The sequence below is a fragment of the Nocardiopsis ganjiahuensis DSM 45031 genome (genome assembly GCF_000341085.1).
Classification (GTDB): Bacteria; Actinomycetota; Actinomycetes; order Streptosporangiales; family Streptosporangiaceae; genus Nocardiopsis; species Nocardiopsis ganjiahuensis.
The window spans coordinates 42,359-60,542 of record NZ_ANBA01000007.1 but is presented as its reverse complement, the minus strand read 5'-3'; the positions used below and the strand labels follow the sequence as shown (position 1 = coordinate 60,542).

The 18,184-nt window shown below is 70.4% G+C and carries 19 protein-coding genes; 8 read left to right on the top strand and 11 right to left on the bottom strand.

Going from position 1 to position 18,184, the window contains the following annotated elements; all coding sequences use genetic code 11:
• Positions 1-10 precede the first annotated feature (10 nt).
• Both D458_RS0106955 and D458_RS0106950 read left to right on the top strand, forming a co-directional pair.
• Entirely contained in the window at positions 11-1,414 is a 1,404-nt protein-coding gene (locus D458_RS0106955; RefSeq protein ID WP_239647909.1) for a sensor histidine kinase, read from the top strand.
• Positions 1,396-2,058: a response regulator gene (locus tag D458_RS0106950; protein WP_017586003.1), complete on the top strand. Its 663-nt coding sequence runs from the start codon at positions 1,396-1,398 to the stop codon at positions 2,056-2,058. The genes D458_RS0106955 and D458_RS0106950 overlap by 19 nt, the downstream gene beginning before the upstream one ends.
• A 126-nt stretch (positions 2,059-2,184) precedes the next feature.
• On the opposite strand, the gene D458_RS0106945 is transcribed toward D458_RS0106950, so the two are convergent.
• The gene (locus D458_RS0106945; protein WP_017586002.1) at positions 2,185-3,042 is read right to left on the bottom strand and encodes a poly(ethylene terephthalate) hydrolase family protein; all 858 of its coding nucleotides are present in this window, start codon (positions 3,040-3,042) and stop codon (positions 2,185-2,187) included.
• Between the two features lie 223 nt (positions 3,043-3,265).
• Here D458_RS0106945 and D458_RS0106940 point away from each other — a divergent pair, with 223 nt between their 5' ends.
• Together D458_RS0106940 and D458_RS0106935 are read left to right on the top strand one after the other, a co-directional pair.
• Positions 3,266-4,072, top strand: a complete 807-nt coding sequence (locus D458_RS0106940) for a hypothetical protein (RefSeq protein WP_017586001.1) — start codon at positions 3,266-3,268, stop codon at positions 4,070-4,072.
• A gap of 189 nt (positions 4,073-4,261) precedes the next feature.
• Positions 4,262-4,696, top strand: a complete 435-nt coding sequence (locus tag D458_RS0106935; RefSeq protein WP_017586000.1) for a hypothetical protein — start codon at positions 4,262-4,264, stop codon at positions 4,694-4,696.
• Positions 4,697-4,845: 149 nt separating this feature from the next.
• Here D458_RS0106935 and D458_RS0106930 read toward each other — a convergent pair whose 3' ends face one another.
• Both D458_RS0106930 and D458_RS0106925 read right to left on the bottom strand, forming a co-directional pair.
• Positions 4,846-5,535: a glycoside hydrolase family 11 protein gene (locus D458_RS0106930; protein WP_017585999.1), complete on the bottom strand. Its 690-nt coding sequence runs from the start codon at positions 5,533-5,535 to the stop codon at positions 4,846-4,848.
• Positions 5,536-5,936: 401 nt separating this feature from the next.
• A complete protein-coding gene (locus tag D458_RS0106925; RefSeq protein ID WP_017585998.1) occupies positions 5,937-6,893 on the bottom strand; it encodes a helix-turn-helix transcriptional regulator in 957 nt (318 codons plus the stop codon).
• 96 nt (positions 6,894-6,989) lie between these two features.
• On the opposite strand from D458_RS0106925, the gene D458_RS0106920 reads away from it, so the two are divergent.
• Entirely contained in the window at positions 6,990-7,397 is a 408-nt protein-coding gene (locus D458_RS0106920; protein ID WP_017585997.1) for a VOC family protein, read from the top strand.
• Complete coding sequence (locus D458_RS0106915; RefSeq protein ID WP_017585996.1) at positions 7,394-7,933, top strand: YdeI/OmpD-associated family protein; 540 nt, start codon at positions 7,394-7,396, stop codon at positions 7,931-7,933. The genes D458_RS0106920 and D458_RS0106915 overlap by 4 nt, the downstream gene beginning before the upstream one ends.
• Positions 7,934-7,973: 40 nt before the next feature.
• Here the strand turns inward: D458_RS0106915 and D458_RS0106910 are convergent, their stop codons facing one another.
• Positions 7,974-8,537 (bottom strand): maltokinase N-terminal cap-like domain-containing protein, encoded by a 564-nt coding sequence (locus D458_RS0106910; RefSeq protein ID WP_026119064.1) that lies wholly within the window; start codon positions 8,535-8,537, stop codon positions 7,974-7,976.
• Between the two features lie 132 nt (positions 8,538-8,669).
• Positions 8,670-9,218 (bottom strand): hypothetical protein, encoded by a 549-nt coding sequence (locus D458_RS0106905; RefSeq protein WP_239647908.1) that lies wholly within the window; start codon positions 9,216-9,218, stop codon positions 8,670-8,672.
• 444 nt (positions 9,219-9,662) lie between these two features.
• On the opposite strand from D458_RS0106905, the gene D458_RS34770 reads away from it, so the two are divergent.
• Positions 9,663-10,475: a hypothetical protein gene (locus D458_RS34770; RefSeq protein ID WP_017585993.1), complete on the top strand. Its 813-nt coding sequence runs from the start codon at positions 9,663-9,665 to the stop codon at positions 10,473-10,475.
• Between the two features lie 165 nt (positions 10,476-10,640).
• On the top strand, positions 10,641-12,284 hold the full coding sequence (locus D458_RS0106895) for an N-6 DNA methylase (RefSeq protein WP_040702245.1): 1,644 nt from the start codon (positions 10,641-10,643) through the stop codon (positions 12,282-12,284).
• 30 nt (positions 12,285-12,314) lie between these two features.
• Here the strand turns inward: D458_RS0106895 and D458_RS0106890 are convergent, their stop codons facing one another.
• From D458_RS0106890 to D458_RS0106865, 6 genes are all read right to left on the bottom strand, one after another.
• Positions 12,315-12,674 carry an MmcQ/YjbR family DNA-binding protein gene (locus tag D458_RS0106890; protein WP_026119063.1) on the bottom strand — a complete coding sequence of 120 codons (360 nt, stop codon included), beginning with the start codon at positions 12,672-12,674 and terminating at the stop codon, positions 12,315-12,317.
• A gap of 92 nt (positions 12,675-12,766) precedes the next feature.
• Entirely contained in the window at positions 12,767-14,116 is a 1,350-nt protein-coding gene (locus D458_RS0106885; RefSeq protein ID WP_017585990.1) for a PP2C family protein-serine/threonine phosphatase, read from the bottom strand.
• Positions 14,113-14,925 (bottom strand): alpha/beta fold hydrolase, encoded by an 813-nt coding sequence (locus tag D458_RS0106880; RefSeq protein ID WP_026119062.1) that lies wholly within the window; start codon positions 14,923-14,925, stop codon positions 14,113-14,115. Before D458_RS0106880 ends, D458_RS0106885 begins: the two co-directional genes overlap by 4 nt.
• Positions 14,926-15,205: 280 nt before the next feature.
• Positions 15,206-15,700: a S24/S26 family peptidase gene (locus D458_RS33105; RefSeq protein WP_017585988.1), complete on the bottom strand. Its 495-nt coding sequence runs from the start codon at positions 15,698-15,700 to the stop codon at positions 15,206-15,208.
• Positions 15,697-17,619 (bottom strand): ABC transporter ATP-binding protein, encoded by a 1,923-nt coding sequence (locus D458_RS0106870; protein WP_017585987.1) that lies wholly within the window; start codon positions 17,617-17,619, stop codon positions 15,697-15,699. The genes D458_RS33105 and D458_RS0106870 overlap by 4 nt, the downstream gene beginning before the upstream one ends.
• Positions 17,619-18,176, bottom strand: a complete 558-nt coding sequence (locus D458_RS0106865) for a TlpA family protein disulfide reductase (protein WP_017585986.1) — start codon at positions 18,174-18,176, stop codon at positions 17,619-17,621. Before D458_RS0106865 ends, D458_RS0106870 begins: the two co-directional genes overlap by 1 nt.
• Between the last annotated feature and the right edge of the window lie 8 nt (positions 18,177-18,184).

The following is an 18,184-nucleotide window of genomic DNA, read 5'->3' as shown; positions in this document are numbered from 1 at the left end:
GTTTGGGCCCGTGAGTGAGGAGAGCGCCGCCCCGGACCCGTACCGGGGAACGCAGCCGGAGATGGGCCGGGAGCCGCCACCGCCCCGCACACCCCTGGAGGCGCTGCGGCGGCTACCGCATCGGCGCTTCCTGCTGTCGTCCTGGCCCTGGCGGAGCCTGCTCCACCTGGCCTCGACCGCGGCCGTCGGGGCCGTGCTCGCCGGGCTGATCGTCCCGATCACCTTCCCCCTCCTCGTCCTGGCCGACGCCGTGGAGGAGATCGCCAGGGGCCACAGCCGTCCGGACTGGTTCCTGGCGGCCCTGCTGGGATCAGGGCTGGCCCTCCTGCTGGCTCTCGGCCCCCTGGTCGCGGTGCCCGTCGCCGCACTGGAACGGTGGCGGCTGCGCCTGGTCCACCCCCGGCTGACCAGCGGGCACCGGCCGACCGGCAGGGGCGTGCTCCGCTGGGCCCGGATCCGCTACACCGAGGCCGCGACCTGGCGCGAGTTCGCCTACCTGCTCCTGCTGATCGTCGTCGTCGACGTCCTCAGCTGGACCGTGCTGTACTGGTTCGCCGGTGTGGGCCCCTTCCTGATCGCCACCCCGGTGATCACCGCCCTCGGGGAGACCGTGGCTGTCTTCCCCTGGGAGTTCGACACCCCGCTGAGCACGCTCCCCCTGGCCGCCCTCGGAACCCTCCTCCTCCTGCTCACCCCCTACGCCGCCGCCCTCGCGGCCCACGCGAACGCCGCCCTGGCCCGTGTCCTGCTGGACGACCGCGGCACCGAGGAGCTGCGTTCGGAACTGGTCGAGGTCACCCGGTCCCGCGCCCGCCTGGTGGACGCCTTCGAGGCCGAGCGCCGACGCATCGAACGCGACCTGCACGACGGCGCCCAGCAGCAGTTGATCTCCCTGGCCATGCAGGTGGGCCTGGCCCGCATGGACGCCCCGCCCGGCAGCGAGATGGAGCGCACGCTCGCCTCGGTGCACGGACAGGCCAAGGAGATCATCGGCTCCCTGCGCGAGATCGTCCACGGCATCCACCCCAAGGTCCTCAGCGACCGAGGGCTGCCCGCGGCCCTCCCGGAGCTGGCCGACCGCTCCGCCGTCCCGGTGCGCACCCACGTGAACCTGCCCGGGCGCCTGCCCGCGCACGTGGAGAACACCGCCTACTACGTGGCCGCCGAATCACTCAGTAACGTCACCAAACACGCCGGGGCCACCGAGGTCCGGTTGAACGCCGTACTCGACGGTGACACGCTGGTCCTGGAAACCACCGACGACGGCCGGGGCGGCGCCGACCCCGGAGGGGGCACCGGGCTGACCGGTCTGGCCGACCGGGTCGCCGTCGTGGGCGGCCGGATCTGGCTGTCCAGTCCCCCCGGCGGTCCCACACGGCTGCGAGCGGAGATCCCTTGTCTTCCATCCGGGTAGTACTGGCCGAGGACGGCGCCCTGCTGCGCGAGGGTCTGGCCGGCCTCCTCCAGAGGTTCGGGTTCGAGGTCGCCGCCGCGGTCGGGGACGCCGAGGCCCTGGTCGGGGCGGTCGACGAACACGAACCCGACCTGGTGGTCACCGACATCCGCATGCCGCCGGGTTTCAGCGACGAGGGTCTGCGCGCCGCCGTCCGGATGCGCCTGCGACGCCCGTCCCTGCCCGTGGTGGCGCTCAGCCAGTACGTCGAGTCCAGCTACGCGGCGGAGCTGCTCGACTCCCAGAACGGCCGCGGCATCGGCTACGTGCTGAAGGAGCGCGTGGTCGACGTCGCCGACTTCGCCGACACCCTGCGCCGCGTCCACGGAGGCGGCACGGTCATCGACCCCGCCGTCGTACGCCAGCTCGTCCGCCGTCGCAGCACACCCCTGGAACGGCTCTCCGAACGCGAACGCGAGGTCCTGGCCCTGCTCGCCGAGGGCCACTCCAACGCGAGGATCGCCCGGGACCTCGTGGTCTCCGAACCCACCGTGGGCAAGCACATCGGCAACATCCTCGCCAAACTGGACCTCCCCCCGGACGGCACCGACGTGGACCGCCGCGTCATGGCCGTCCTCACCTACCTCCGCGAACAACCCGAGTAGGGCGCGGCCGGCCGCGGACCCGGTCGGGGTGACCGGATCCGCGGCCTCGGGGCGCGGGAGCGGCCCCGGGCGGGAGGCACCGCTCCGGGCGCCGTCTCCGTCAGTCGGTTCCGGGGCAGGGCGCGATCACAGGTTCTTCTGCTCGACGTCCCACTCGGGGTCGGCGCACAGGCCGCAGTCGTCACCGACGAACAGTTCCGCGGCCTCGGCGTCGTCCTTGAGGTACCACTTGAGCCAGGCGGTCCCGACCCGCCCGTACTCACCGCCGTCGGGCTCGGGGAAGGTCCCGTAGTGGCCGACGTCGAGGTGGCCCATGAAGGCGGGCAACCCCTCCGGCAGGTCCCGCCAGTCGTTCAGCGAGTTCTCGTAGGCGATGTCGCTAGGACCGCCGGTGAAGTAGGCGACGGGCGCGTGCAGGTGCGAGAGCCGGTGGGGATCGCGGTCGCTGAACATGCCGCTGTTCCAGATCACCGTGGTGGTGATGCGGGGGTCGTCGGCGACCTCGTAGGTCTCCAATCCGCCGCACGACTGGCCCATGACCGCCACCCGGTCGGTGTCGATACGGCCGCGGTACTCGCTGAACAGGCGGGTGTTCGCGGATTCCGCCCAGTCGACGGCTTCGGTGAGCATCTCGGCGTCGGTGCTTCCGGAGCCGCCCGGCCGGCCGTTGGCGATCACCAGGAACCCGTGCGAGGCGAACTCGGTGAGAATGTTCTCGAACCACGTCCCGTCGGCACGGCAGGCACCGTTGCCCCAGGCCACGACCGGCAGCGGTTCGTCGTCGGGCAGTTCCAGGGGGCGGTAGACGGTGTGGTCGCGCAGCCGCCAGTCGGTGACGTACCCGGCCTCGTAGGGTCCGGTGCCGCCGAAGGTCTCCACGGACTCGGTCTCCGCTGCCGCCGACGGCGTCGAGACGAGTGCCGCGGCCATCAGCGGGCCTGCGAGGACGGCCAGACAGCGTCGGGCGAGGTTCCTGTTTCCCATTGCGTTCTCCTGCGGGTGGAGGACCGCACCGGCGTCCTCCGGTGCGTCGGGAAGCGAATATCCGCCGCCCTGACACGAGTGTCAACGGGAGTTCCGGGCCAACGGGTGACATCACCGATGCCCTCGCGCAGGGCCTTCGGAAGCACGGTCGTTCCACCGATGCGCACGGTGCCCACCCCGCCCCACACTGGGCGGCACCCGCCCCCGACGAGGGAGAACCACCGTGGAAGAAAGCCCTCTGCGCATCTACGACATCATGGCCTGCGACGTCTACTGGGACTTCGACGGGAGCCCGCTTCCCAAGGAGCAGCACAAGTTCCTGGTCTCCTTCCACCCCACCCCCGGTACACCCACCCCCGAGCTGGTGCACTCCATCACCGCCCGCGGACCGGACGGATACCGGGTGGAGTTCACCAACCAGCTGTTCACACCGGCCGACACCGACGGCTACATCTACGACCGCACCCTCGACTACTACTGGTACATGGTCAACCTGCCCACCGGTTTCCTGCCGGGCGGCGTGTACACGATCGAAGTGATGGGGACCGACGGCAGCGTCCAGAGCCGTTCGCGCCACCAGGACATCACGGCCTCCCGCTCGATGGTCGAGCACTACACCGCCCGCCGCGACGAGCTGGTCGCGTCCTTCCGCCCCGCGGCCCGCGAAGAGCTGGCCTCCGTGCCGGTCGGCGGTGAACTCGAGTGCTCCTGGCAGACGCTGAACCGGTCCCGGGGGCCGGACGCCTACTACATCTACCGGTTGTCCACCGGCGGGTCCGCCCGGGAGTTCGACACCCAGAACCTGACCTGGTGGGACAACATCTTCGTCGAGCGCATGCGCGGCCGGGCCGACGCGGGCCTGAACCGCTCCTCGGTCCGGGTGGAGGCCGACCTGGCGGCCGGGACCCCCTACTCCTACTTCGTCGAGGTCACCGACGCCAACGTGCAGAGCGAGACCAACATCTGCGTCTTCCAGCCCCACCAGTACTTCCGGACCCCGGCGGAGTCGGACGTGGCCTCGAACGCCTGAGTCCGGAACGCCGACCGCGGGCGCATCAGCCACAAGGGACGGACAGCACGACAGCCCGGCTGTTCGGTTCACCAGGCGGCGGGGCCGGGACCAGAGGTGTCCCCCCACACAGGGTCCTGGCCCCGCTCCGACCCGATCAGGCCTGTGGACAACCCGTTTCAGCCTGCGCGACCGGCACATACTGGGGAGATGCTCTCCCCGAACGCCCACGCCCTGCTGCGTGCCGTCCTCCGCGACCTGCCCGGCGACCACCACATCCTCACCCTGAACGCCCGATACCCGATGTCCACCGCCGTCGACCGAAGGGGAGAGGCCTTCGAGGTCGAGCACCCCGAGGTGGCGGAGCGGCTCTACACCGCCTTCACCGGTGACTCCCCCGCCGCCCTGGTCCTGCGCACCTTCACCGACCGGACCTCCCACACGCTGCCCCACGGGGTCGCCGTCCCGGTCAAGCTGGTCCGCGGCTGGCGCCTGGGGGCACGTTCCCTGATCCCCCTGGACGAGGCGGAGATGTTCGACGCCCACTGCACCGACTCGGCCTCGGGCGAACCCCTCCCGCCCGAACGCGGTGTGGAGTACACGAGTGCCCCCGTGGTGGAGCTGCCCGCCTTCGACCATCCCTGACCGGACCGAGGGCCCCGTCCGCGGGCAGAGGCCGGACCGCCGTCGGGCCCAGCGGTTCGGGCAGGCGTACCGGGACGCTGTCGACAGGCCCGGGGCCCGGGAGCGGTGACTCCCGGGCCCCGGCAACCGGACCTGCCGACCCGGGGCTCCTAGCCGCTGACGCTGAGGTTGGAGCTGCCGCTGCTCTGGTAGCCCTCGGTCGCCAGGATCATGTAGTGGCTGAACGCGCCCAGCTGCATCCCGGCGCCGCCCCAGGCGTCGAAGTGGTTGCCGCTGGTGATGGTCCCTCCGGTGCGGGTGGATTGGCGGACGCTCCAGAACTGCGGGAACGTCTCGCTGTCACCTTCCACGGAGGGCGAGTCGTAACGCATCGTGTGGTAGATGTCGTAGGTTCCGCCGTCGCTGTAGACCGTGCCGCGGAAGTCGCCCTCGGGCCGGTAGGTCCCGAAGTTGTCGACGATGTAGTACTCCACGAGCGGGTTCGAGGTCCAGCCGTACAGGCACAGGTAGCCGTTGCCGGACGGGCTGAAGCTGCCCGAGTAGTTCACGTTCCTGCGCCCGCCGTTGCTCCAGCCCTTGCCGCAGACGAAGTTCCCCGTGTCGGTCCACGAGGTGCTGTAGTTACCGCCGGAGCCCAGGGTCATGGACACCGAGCCGCCTCCGTCGGTCCAGAACGAGTAGAAGTAGCCGTCGTGGGTGCCGGTCTGGTTCTCGGTGATGGTCTGGGCGTGCGCGGTGCCGGGGAGCAGCAGCGAAGGCGCCGCCGCCGCGAGGGCTCCGGCCCCGGCGAGGCCGATGAAGTTCCTGCGGCTGAACGGGGGTCTGGGGATGTCGTTCACGGTCAGCTTCCTCCTGGTGTGGCCCGGCTGCGAGGCCGGACGGCGCGGTACGGACGGGAGGGACCTCCGGAACCTGGGAGAGGCTCACCGGGTGTCGGTGCCCTACCGCGCGGCGGGGGGTGGCGGATTGCCGTGCCACGGAGTATCTGCTCCACAGGACCTCTCGTCAATAACTTCCGGAATATTTCGGAAACATTAACGACCATTAAGTTGGCGTTTTCCCTGATCAATCCGCACCCTCATGGGACACGAAAAGGAACGCTACTGAGATCCGGTTCCACAACGGTCCACGACCCACGTCGATTGCCGAAACTTTTCGATACCTCTTCCGGAATCACACATCTGCCCGGGCACTGAAGGGGCGGGCTCCGGAGCCCAAAAGGGCTCGAGGGCCCGGGGGCTCAGGGCAGATCGGCGTAGCGGCCGGTGAGCTCCGCCCCGATCCGTGCCAGCTCGTCCCGGACACTGCGCGGCCCGACCACTTCGACCGCCGAACCCCACCCCGCGAGGTTGCGGGCGATGTCCAGGGGGGTCGGCGCGGCCAGGCGGACCCGGACACGCCCGTCACCGCCCTCTCCCCCGGCCTCCACGTGGCAGTGCCTGCCGAAGTGGGACCTCAGCACCGGAACGGACCCGGCGTCGGCGAGGACCGTGGCCCAGGTGCGTGAACGCCGTCGTTCCATCTCCTCGACGACCTCCTCCCAGGCCGCCGCGACCGTGAAGTCGTCCGGGCGCTCGGCGGGACGACCGGTCGGCTCCACCCCGAGCATCCGATCGACCCTGAAGGTCCGACGTCCGCGTTCGGTCCCCGCGAGCAGGTACCAGGTCCCGTCCTTGTCGACGAGGCCCCAGGGGTGGACCAGGCGTTCGCCGGGCTGACCGGACCTGCCCGCGTAGGTCAGGCGGAGCTCCGTTCGGCGGACCACGGCGTTCTGGAGGACCTTCAGCGTTTCGGGGCTCCGCCGGTCCCGCTCACCCCATCGCACGGGGTCGACCACCGTGGCGTCGGCCGCGGCTTCCGCGTCCTCCCGCAGGGTCCTGGGCAGGGCCCTCAGGAGTTTGCGCAGAGCCGACCTCGTCCGGTCCGAGCCGGACGCGGCCGGCCCCAGGAGCAGGAACAGCGCCTGCGCCTCCGGTGCGGTCAGGCCCGTGAGATCGGTTCGGGCCCCGCCGACCAGCGACCAGCCGCCGCCGCGCCCCGGCTGCGCGTACACCGGGATGCCCGCGGCGGACATGGCCTCGAGGTCGCGCCGGGCGGTGGCCAGGGACACCTCCAGCTCCTCGGCCAGCTCGGCGGCGGTCACCGTCCCCCGGGACTGCAGGTACAACAGGCCCGCGACGAGCCGGTCCGCGCGCATCGCGCCCCCTCGAAAGTTCCCGTGGAAAGTGCTCAGTCGATGAGCACTTTAGAAGGAAGGATCGTTCCTGTCACCGAATCGACAGGGAGAACCACCATGCTGCGAGGACCCGCGACCATCAGCTTCTGGGCCGACGACGTGGAGGCCGCCAAGGACTGGTACGTGGAGGTACTGGGCGCGGAGCCGTACTTCGAGCGCCCCGGCGGCGGCGAGCCGGCCGCCTACTACGAGTTCAGGATCGGCGACCGGCAGACCGAACTCGGCCTCATCGACCGGCGCTACGCCCCGGCGGGAGCCGCCACGGCCCCGGGCGGAGCGGTCCTGTACTGGCACGTCGACGACGTGGAGGCCGCCCTGGACCGCCTGCTGTCCCTGGGGGCCGCACCGCACACGCCGCTCACCGAGCGGGGGCCGGGTTTCGTCACCGCGTCGGTGGTCGACCCGTTCGGCAACGTGCTGGGCGTCATGTACAACCGCCACTACCTGGAGGTTCAGGGTCGATGATGCACTTCGACGACGCCGCCGCGTGGGAGGCGTGGCTGGACCGGCACCACGACGCGGGCGAGGCCTGGCTGAAAATCGCCAAGAAGGGCTCGGGCGCCCTTTCGGTCACCGCGCGGGAGGCTCTGGACGTGGCTCTGTGCCACGGCTGGATCGACAGCCACCGCAGGTCCCACGACGAGCGCCACTACCTGCAGCGGTACTCCCCCCGCCGCAGGGGCAGCGCCTGGTCGCGGGTGAACGTCGAACGCGTGGAGGCCCTGATGCGCGCGGGCCGTGTGCGACCGCCCGGACTGGCCCAGGTGGAGGCCGCCCGGGCGGACGGCCGATGGGACTCGGCCTACGCCGCCCAGCGCGACGCCACCGTCCCACCCGACCTCGCCGAGGCCCTGGCCGCTCGGCCCGAAGCGGCCGCGCGCTTCGCCGAACTCGACAGGACCAGCCGTTACGGCCTCGTCCTGCCGTTGCTGAAGGCCAGGACCCCGGCCGGAAGGGCCGCCCGCCTGGACAGGGCCGTCTCAGCCCTCCTGGAGCGGTGAGCCCGCCCCTGGTCCGGCCGGACCCGGGCCCCCGGTCCGGCTAGACCAGTGCCGCGACCACCGCCTGCTGGTCCGCCCACCGCGCGCGCAACCGTGACCGCCCCTCCGGGGCGTCGTCCAGCACGTGGGGCAGCAGCAGCTCCCCGCCCCGAGACGCCCCGGTGTCGTCACCACCGGTGCCGTTCTCCCTGGTGACCACGACCTGCTGCGCTCTCCGCTCCACGGGACGGTCGCCCTCCCAGACCTCCAGCTCCGCCTGCTCCTGCTCGCCGTTCAGGGCCCGCCGGAAACACGCGAGAGCCACCTCGTCCGCGGTTCCGTCGTAGACCCATCGCTTCCCCAGGACGGAGTGCTCCACGGTACCGACGAGGTCGCTGTCGTGGCCGTCGAGCGGAGCGCCGCGGTAGGTCAGCGGAAGGTGGAGCAGCCGGCCCCCGCGCCGGAGCAGGAACGCCTCCACGCCGACCTCGCCCTCCGGGTCGTCGAACCGGTAGGTGCCCAGCACCTCGTCGGGCCCCTGGCCCGACCCTGGCCGGGTGTCCAGCCAGGCACTGATCAGAGTCGGCTTGTTCGGTGTGAGGGTAGCTCTGTAAATGATCGCCATGGGGGCCAGTATCCGCCAACGCGGCCGCGCGCCCAGACCCGGCGCCGGGGTTCGGGGAGATCTGCACCAGGGCTGTCGACTACGCCAACGCGCGCTCCACGGGGCAAGCGCAGCCAACAGCCGTCGCACCGGCTACTGCAGGGTCCACTCGCAGCCCCCGGAGAGTTCCAGGGCGACATCGTCTTCGGCGACCACCACGGTTCCGGGGCCTTCGATGTTGTTGTTGGAGATGATGTCGTCCAGCTCCCCGGACAGGCCGGACAGCCGCGCGTAGTAGCACATCGGAAGGAGGTCGTCGGGGTCGGGCCCGTCGGTGGAGTAGGTGCCGGGCTCGATGTCGTCCCCGACCCGGTGGACCCCGTTACCGATGGCGGCGGGCCCTTCGGGCTCCGGTTCGGGCTCGGGCTCCGCCTCCTCCTCGGGCTCCTCCTCGTCCGCGGCGGCCTCCTCCTCCGGCTTCACGGCCTCCTCACGCGTTCCGGCGTCTCCCCCCTGGGTCGAGGAGGTGTCCCCGCTGAGGACGGACACGCAGCCGGCGAACATGAACAGGACGAGCAGGAGACCGAGGCAGCCGCCGCATCCGAGGCCGAACTTCTTACCGGTGGACATGCCCGGCTTCGGGGGCACCGGCGGACCAGGCGGCACGGGCGGGCCGAAGGGGGGCTGCTGGGGAGTGGTCATGGTGGTCTCCGGTGTGAGTAGGGGGCGACCCGGTTGTCGGGTCGTCCGGAAGGGATGCGGCCCGCCCGGACAGCCGAACGCGTGCCAGGCGCGCCGGTCAGGACAGGTGCCGCCACGGGAGAGGAGAGCACCCCTCGGGGAACGAACCCCTCCAACCCTCGTACACACACCATACACCTAAGCCTGTTAACTACGCCAACAGCATCCATCAGGCTCGAATGAATCCCCGTTCGCCCAACCGTCCACCCGAGACACCCGCACCCCGTGCGCCGTGCGCCGTGCCCCGCCGACGTGTCCCCGGGCCACAAAACCCAGGAACACTTTTGACGCTTCCGCCCGAGAAACCCATAACCACAGCGGCGTATGATCAATCAACCACCAGAGCGGAAAATAACACCGCCGGATCAGCACGGGAGGACTCCGGAAGCACCGAGGGAGAAAGCCATGCGCGCCAGGATGACCGTTCGCCCGGGGGCGGACATCCCCGAACCCACAGCACCGCCCACCAGGCAGGAGATCCAGGACCGGATCGATTTCAAGTCGAAGTCCGGCTGGTTTTTCTGGATCGCCTCGGCCTCCGCTTTCTTCGCCGTGATAGCGCTTCCCCCAGCGGCTCCCGTCATCATCGTCCTTCTCGTCGCACTCATTATTCTTATGTTCCGGTGGTACTTCCGACCGAAATCACAAATGGAGCTCCGGAACAAGCAGCTCCGTCTGCTCGCAGAGGCGGCGGGCCGGGACTACGTCACGTACGAGATGCTCACCGGCCAGGACCAGAGTCTGCTGGGCCAGGCGCAGCGCGCGGTCGACGCCGTCCTGGACTCCCCGCTCCACCGGTCAGGGCAACTGCTGGACACCACACGCAACTCCGTCGTACTGCACGACCTCGAATGGCAGATCGCCTCCGATCTGCTCAAGGCGTCGGACGCGACGGTGGGTCTGCTGAGGATCGGCGCCCCGCGCAGTGAGCAGGAACAGGCGAACCTCGCTCACCGAAGGGCGGTCCAGGCGGTCGATAAGCTCCGGTCGGAAGCCGACCGGCGGGTGCAGGCGATTCGCGGTTACGCGGGCCGGGTCCACAAGGCCCAGCTCCTCCTGGATGATCTGGGGCGAGTCGGTGAATACGATCGGATCGCCGACGAACTCCTGGCCGAGAGCGCGGGTGGCCGGCAACAGGACGCGGCACTGGCCTCACTGGTCGACGCGCAGAAGGACGCACTGCGCATCGCCCGTATCCACGACGATCTCGTCCTCTAGATCCGCGCGGCCTCACCTGGAACACCTGGGCCTCGGCGCTGCGTGACCCGGGGTCGACGGCCGAGGCAGGGGACGCCCTCCCCGCTGGCAGCGGATCCGTGTCTTGTTTACACAGCAAACAATCCGCCTCCGAACCGGAGTTAGCCACCCGTGTACTGTGACCGCATGGACTCCCGCGATCACGGCACCACGGACGAGCAGCAGATCACCGCCGCTGACATCGCCCGGCTGGCCGGTGTCACCCGTGCCGCCGTCTCCAACTGGCGGCGGCGGCACGACGATTTCCCCTCCCCCACCGGCGGCACCTCCTCCAGCCCGCTCTTCCCCCTCGCCGGTGTCCGGACGTGGTTGGACAGCCAGAACAAGGGGACCGAGGAGTCCACCGAGGTCCGCATGTGGCACACCCTGCGCGGCGACTACCCGAGCCGCATGCTCGGCGGATTGGCGGACGTCGCCGAGTTCCTCGACGGACAGGGGCCGGGCGCGCTCAGCGAGGCGGCCGTCGGCCTGATCCGCACGCTGGCCGAGGAGGGTTCCCCGGCGGAGGTCGTCCGCGGGCTGACCGAGCGCTTCCTCAACTCCAACGAGCGCGCGGGGGCGGCGTCGGCTTCGACCACCCGGCTGATCCGGGCGGTGGCCCGGCTGACCGGTCCCGACGCGTCCAGCGTCTTCGATCCGGCCTGCGGCACCGGCGCCCTCCTGTTCGCGTTGGGAGGGCCCGGCGCGCGGCGGACCGGACAGGACCTGGATCCGGACGCGGTCCGCTTCGCGTCGGCGCGAGCCGCCCTTGAGGGTTCGGGTGAGGTCGAGATCCGCGAGGGGGACGCCCTGCGTTCGGACCGGTGGACCGGCCACCAGGCCGAGCTGGTGGTGTGCGACCCGCCGCCCTCACACACCGACTGGGGGCGCGAGGAACTCCTCATGGACCCCCGGTGGGAGCTGGCCCTGCCCCCCAAGGCCGAGAGCGAACTGGCCTGGCTCCAGCACGCCTACGCCCACACCGCACCGGGCGGCCGGACCGCGATGGTCATGTCCACCTCCTGCGCCTACCGCAGGACCGGTCGGCGCATCCGCGCGGAGCTGGTGCGTCGGGGACTGCTCACCGGCGTCATCGCCCTGCCCGCCGGACTGGCCGCCGGCCACTCGCAACCCGTGCACCTGTGGCTGCTGCGCCGTCCCCTCCACGAACACGACACCGCCTCCTCGGTGCGCATGCGGGACCTCACCGGCGCCGACCCCGACGGCACCTGGGATCTCTCCGAGAGCACCGAGGCCGAGGTGCCCCTCATCGACCTGCTCGACGACGAGGTCGACCTGACCCCGGCCAAACACCTGGCCCCGGACCTCACTGACCTGCCCCGCGCCTTCGAGGACGCCCGGGAGCAGCTGCGCCGCGCGGCCACCGGGCTCGGCGGGACCCTGCCTCCGCTGGAGGGCGGCACCGCCCCGGTGGCCGGCACCCAGATCAAGGTCTCCGACCTGATCGACGCCGGGATGGTGGAACTGGACGGGAACCGTCTCCGCGCCACGGACGACCGGGTGGACAGCGACTTCCTCAACGGATTCCTGCACAGCCCGGTGAACACCCGCCGTTCCACCAGCGCGAGCGGCACCTTCCGCACCGACGTCCGCGCGGCCCGGATCCCGCAGATGGGTGTCGAGGAGCAGCGCCGCTACGGTGCCGCCTTCCGCGCCGTGGCCGAACTCGAACGCAGGGCCAAGGAGCTGTCGGCCCTGGCCGACCAGGCAGCCCGGCTGGCCCGGGAAGGGCTGACCTCCGGGGCCCTGGCACCTGAGGAGAGCCCTTGAGCCTCTCCCGCGGGACCGGGCTCCGGGGTATCAGGCTTCGACCAGGGCCTGCGGCGTCGGCGGTGCGGCGAGCAGCTCCTCCGGCGCGGTCAGGTACCAGGCCTCCAGAGTGAGCTCGCTGAGTTCGTCCAGGTCGATCCCGTCCAGGTGGACCACCACCCAGCCGAACCCGCCCGCGGTGAACTGCACCTCGAAGACCTCGGGCCGTTCGGCCACCAGCGCGGTCTGTTCCAGGAGGGTCTGCTTCAACCCCACGGTGGCGGTGCGCGGCCACAGGTAGCCGAAGGGCCTGCCCCGCACACGGAACGTCGTGTACCGCTCCGACTCTTGGGCCGCGCTCTCCGGAAGTGCGCCCACCAACCGCAGAAACCGCTCGATCTCAACACTCATGGGACGAGACAACCACACCCCACCGACACCGCAGGCCCCTGTCACCGGTCCCGGTCGGCTCGTGACCCTGTGGTGGCGTACCGGTCATCCGATCACCGGGCGGTGTCCGCCCTCCCCTCGGCGATACGCGCGGACGCGGGGACACCGAACGCGAGGAGCGCGGTGTCGTCGTCAAGGCCTTCGCCGAAACCCCTGAGCAGATCAGTCAGGGCGGTGATCACCTCGAACGGGCTGGAGGGTGCGTGCTCCTCGGCGAAGGCGAGCAGGCTGTCCTCGCCGTACAAGGTGTCGCGCCGGGGTCCCGTGCGGGCCTCCGTCAGGCCGTCGGTGTAGAGCAGAAGGGTGTCGCCCGGCTCCAGGATGGTCTCTGCGGAGGCGAAGTCGGCGTCGGACAGGGCACCGACGAGCATCCCTCCGGGGGTGTTCAGGAGATCGACCCGGCCGTCGGCGCGCAGGACCAGGGCCGGGGGATGGCCACCCGAGGCCAGGCGGACCCGCGCGGGTCCGCCGTCGCCGCCGGGTTCGAGGGTGCCGAAGGCGACGGTGCAGTAGCGGGGCTCCTCCTCGTCGGTGTGACCCTCCAGGAAGACGGTGTTCAGCGTTCTCAGGGCTTCGGCGGGATCGCGGACGTGCAGGGCCGCGGCGCGCAGCGCGTAGCGGGCCCGGGAGGTCAGGGTCGCGGCCTCGGGTCCCTTACCGCGCACGTCGCCGAGGAAGAACACCCAGCGCGTGTCTTCCAGGTGGAGGAGGTCGTAGAAGTCCCCGCTCAACCGGTCGGGAGAGGCCGGGTGGTAGTAGGAGGCCGCTTCCATGCCCGGCACGGCGGGCAGGACATCGGGGAGGAGGGCCTTCTGCAGAACGGTGAGCGTGTTCCGCAGACGGGCCCGGTCGGTGTCGGCCTGCTGCCGCGCCCGCTCGGCTTCGGCCCCGGCCCGCTCGGCTTGTGCCTGTGCCCCTTCCGCCTCGCTCCGGGCCCGTTCGGCCTCCTTGCGGCGGCGCAGCAGTTCCTCCTCGTAGGCGCGGCGCTCGGTGGCGTCGAAGACGTTGGTGTGGATCAGCAGCGGCTCGCCCTCGCTGTCGTGCTTGACCACGGAGGAGACCAGCACGGGAAGACGTGCGCCCTCGAACGTCCTCATCTCCAGGGCGATACCGCTGGCCTGGCCGCGCATGTGCAGCAGCGGCGCGAAGTGCGTCTCGTGGTAGAGCCTGCCGCCCACGGTGAGGAGTTCACTGAAGCGCGTACGGCCCACCACGGCGTCGCGCTCCAGGCCCAGCCATCGCAGCAGCGTGGCGTTGATCCGGACGACCGTTCCGTCCATGAGCGTCGACAGGTAACCGCAGGGCGCGAACTCGTAGAGTTCCTCCGCGCCCTGGGCCAGCAGCGCGCCGAGGGCCGTGTCGGCCGGGCCGCGGTCCCCGGTCGGTTCGGGTGTCCCGTTCACGCTCTGTCCCGCAGGGTGTCGAGGAAGTCCAGCATCGCCTCCGCGGTGGCCTGCGGCGCGCTCAGCTGCGGGCAGTGCCCGGTGGCGTCGAGCGTGACCAGCCGGGAGAAGGGGATCGCCTCGTGGACGAAGGCGCCGACTCCGCGGGGGGCGATGAGGTCCTGGGAGCACTCCAGGACAAGCGTCGGCACCTCCACGCCCTTCAGATCCGCGCGACTGTCGGAGAGGAAGGTGGTCCGGGCGAAGACCCGGGCGATGCCGGGATCGGTGGCGCAGAAGCTGTCGACCAGCTCCTGTCCCAGCTCGGGCCGCTCGGGGTTGCCCATGATCACCGGTGCCATGGCCGAGGACCAACCCAGGTAGTTGGACTCCAGCGAGGCCAGCAGTTCGTCGATGTCCTGGTGGGTGAAACCGCCGCGATAGCCCTCGTCGTCGATGTAGCGGGGCGAGGGGGTCACCATCACCAGGGCCCCGATTCGCTCCGGCACCGCCGAAGAGGCCAGGACACCGACCATGGCGCTGACCGAATGGCCCACGAACACCGCCCCTTCGAGGTCCAGTGCCCGGCACAGCTCCACCACGTCCTGGGCGTAGCCCTCCAACGAGGAGTACTTCTCCTCGTTCCAGGAGGACAGGTCCGACCCGCCGGAACCGACGTAGTCGAAGAGCACCACCCGGTACCGCTCGGCCAGGGCCGGCACGATCAGGCGCCACATGTTCTGGTCACAGCCGAACCCGTGGGCGAGGACCACCGTCGGCCCCCCGGCCGCTCCGGTGATCGTCACGTTGTTCCTTCGGAGGACATCCAAGCCGCTCACCCCTCACACCTGGTCCAGCGCACCGGAAGAGGTATCTGATCCCATCAGACCATGTTTGTTACCGAATCCCGCGTGTTGGATCCCGAGGGGCGACGCGGTTTTCCGAGTCGACGCCGCGACCGAACCCGGCGTTTACTCCCGACCCGGGAACGATCACTTCGGCCTTGAACAGCGAGTTGAACGCCTCGGCCAGGGCGTTGTCACAGGAATCACCGGTGGACCCGACCGAAGCCGCCGGCGGCACATCCTCCCAGATTGGTCGGATCCCCCCTCACACCCGAGGGGATCCACCCGTCGCCTCCGGTTCACCGGGAGCGGGTGTCATCCGTCGGACCGCCACCCCCAGGATCTGATTCTCGGGGCAGGACCCGTGGTCGCGGGAGTCCGAACTCAGCACGTTGTCGCCCAGCAGTGCCACATGCCCTCGCGGACAGGTTCCCCGGAGGCCGACCTCCACCGGGTACCGGTCGCCTCCCATGGCGACCACCCGCTTGATGTACCACCTCCGGCCGGTGACCATGCCGTCCAACGGGTCCGACTCGCGCCAACCGGTCACCGGGTCGGGCTCGCCCACGACCACCACATCGCCCGTCACCAGGCCGGACAGGCCGCGGCGGACCAGCACCCGGTCCCCGGGCCGGTAGGTCGGTGTCATGCTCGTGCCCTGCACGGTGATCACCACATAGTGGCGGTGCAGCCACCATGCCACCGGCCCAAGGGCGGTGAGGACCAGCACCACCAGACCCAGCAGCGTACCCAGGATCACGCCATCACCCCGTCGGATTCCGCGGGCGGGGCGCCGGGTGCGTCGTCGCCGGTGTACCCCTCGGCCTGGAGGGAGAACAACCGGGCGTACTCCCCGCCCCTCTCCATCAGTTCCCCGTGGTCGCCCCTTTCGGTGATCACACCGTCCTGCAGCACCACGATCCGGTCCGCGCCGCGTACCGCCCCCAACCGGTGGGAGATCATCACCGTCGCGGCCCCGTCGCGCAGGGTCCGCAACTGGTCCTGTACCCTCCGCTCGGCCTCCGGGTCCAGTCCCGAGGTCGGCTCGTCCACGATCAGCAGGTCACGGCCCCGCCGCATCAGCGACCGCGCGATCGCGAGCTTCTGCCACTGACCGCCGGACAGGGTCGTGCCCGATGCCAGGTCTCCGTCCCCGTCCTCCGACTGGTAGAAGACGCGGGACAGCACCGTGTCGTACCCGTGCGGCATCTCCTCGATGAACCTGTCCGCACCGGCCGTCCGTGCGGCCTCACGAACCCGGTCGGTGTCGTCCTTGTCCTCCAGGGCCCCGAGCGCGATGTTCTCCCGTACCGGCAGTTCATACGACATGAAGTCCTGGAAGACCGCGCTCATCCGGTTCCGCAGCGCGTCGAGGTCCATCTCGCGTACATCCGTCCCGTCCCACAGCACCCGGCCCCGGGTTGGGTCGTACATGCGGCACAGGATCTTGACCAGGGTGCTCTTGCCTGCGCCGTTGAGTCCCACCAGTGCCAGCGCCCCCTCCGCGGGGATGGTCAGCGACACCCCCTTGAGCACCCATGGTCCGTCGTCGGTGTATCGGAACCACACGTCCTCCACCTCGATTCCCTCACGCAGCCGCGTGACGGGGCGTGGATCGGCCGGTACCGGAAGGTCCGACGGGGCGGAGACCACGTCCTGGTAGTGGCCCATCAACAGCAGCGACTGGTAGGCGCCGGTCAGGCTCCCGACGATGCCGCCCAGGGACGACTGGACCCCCGCGACCGCCGCGATGAACGCCGCCACGTCACCGATCGTGAACTCGCCGCGCAGCGCGCCCGCCACCATCCACACCAGGCCGCCAGCGGACACCAACGCGCCCAGCAGGGCCAGGGGCCCGTGGGTGAGGACCATCTTTCGGTCCAGGCGCTCCTCGGCGTCGTTGATCCGGAGCAGCTCACCGCGCATCCGTCCCAGCAGGAACCCCCCGGCACCGAACAGACGGGTCTCCTTGATCGCTGCCGGGTCCAGCATCAGCTGCTGGTAGAACATCTGCCGACGCATGCGGGGACTCATCTGCCACAGCATCCCGGCCCGCTCGCGGTTGAGCATCATCTGCACGAACAGCATCGGCAGGGCGGCCACGACCGTGATCGCGGTGATCACCGGGCTGATGGTGAGGAGGATTCCGAGGAAGCCCGTGATCGTCAGGGCCCAGCGCACGGTTCCGAACAGTGACCCGAGGATCTCCTCCGGTGCGGTGGTCGCCGACGTCTGCGCCATCCGCAACCGGTCCAGGAACGCCGGGTCCTCGAACCGGCGCAGCCCCGCGATCCGGTTGACCGCGCCGTACAGGCGCTGCTGCACGAGCAGCGCCACCGCACGCCTGAGCCGGGAGCTGAGGTAGGTCAACACGTACTCGGACAGCGCGGAGACCAGGGTGAACGTTCCGAGGAACACCACGAGCAGCAGTGGCGCCTCCACCAGCGGCCCCGGCACACCCCCGGCGCCGTCACCGGCTTGGAGGACGTCCAGAAGCCACTTGGTGAAGAGGGTGATCCCGGCCGGGAGGACACCGGTCACCACTGTGAGGGCGGAGTACAGGGCCAGCGACCAGGGGGCCGCCCGCCAGGCGATCTCCAGCGAGCGGAGGGCCCGCACACACGCGGTGCGCAGGCCCATCCTGTCCTGGGTGGCGGACTCGTGTGCGTCCGAGGGCATCAGGTCTCCAGGAAGGCGGCCGCGACGTTCTTGACCTCCACACCGGAGCGGACCACCACACCGCCGGAGTCGGCGAGGATGATGGCGGGGATGCCACCGGGTGAGAACGCCTGGCCGACCTCGTCGCCGAGGCTCTGCATGACGACGGTGGTGTGCCCCTCCAGGACGGAGGTGTAGGCGTCCGCGTCGGCCTCGGGGTCCTCGTGCCCCACGAACGCGATGACCTGCTCGGGGGACAGACCCGCGTCCTTGGCGAAGTCCACCAGGGGCTGGAGCTGCTTCTTGCAGGTGCCGCAGCTGGTGTCGAAGAACGCGTACACCGCCCGGTCGCCGAGCCGCTTCTTCGAGGAGACCTCGACCCCGTCCTTGGTCGTGGCGGTGAACTCCGGCACGGCCCTACCGGCCGGGACCTCCTCCAGGTCCGGGAACACGGGGAACGCCCCTCCATGCCCAGGGTCCTCCAACCGGCGCAGGCGGCGCACCAGGGCCATGGTCAGCACCAGGTTGAACAGCGTGAGAGCGGTCAGCACCACGACCGCCGCGATGAGGATTCCCATCACGTTCT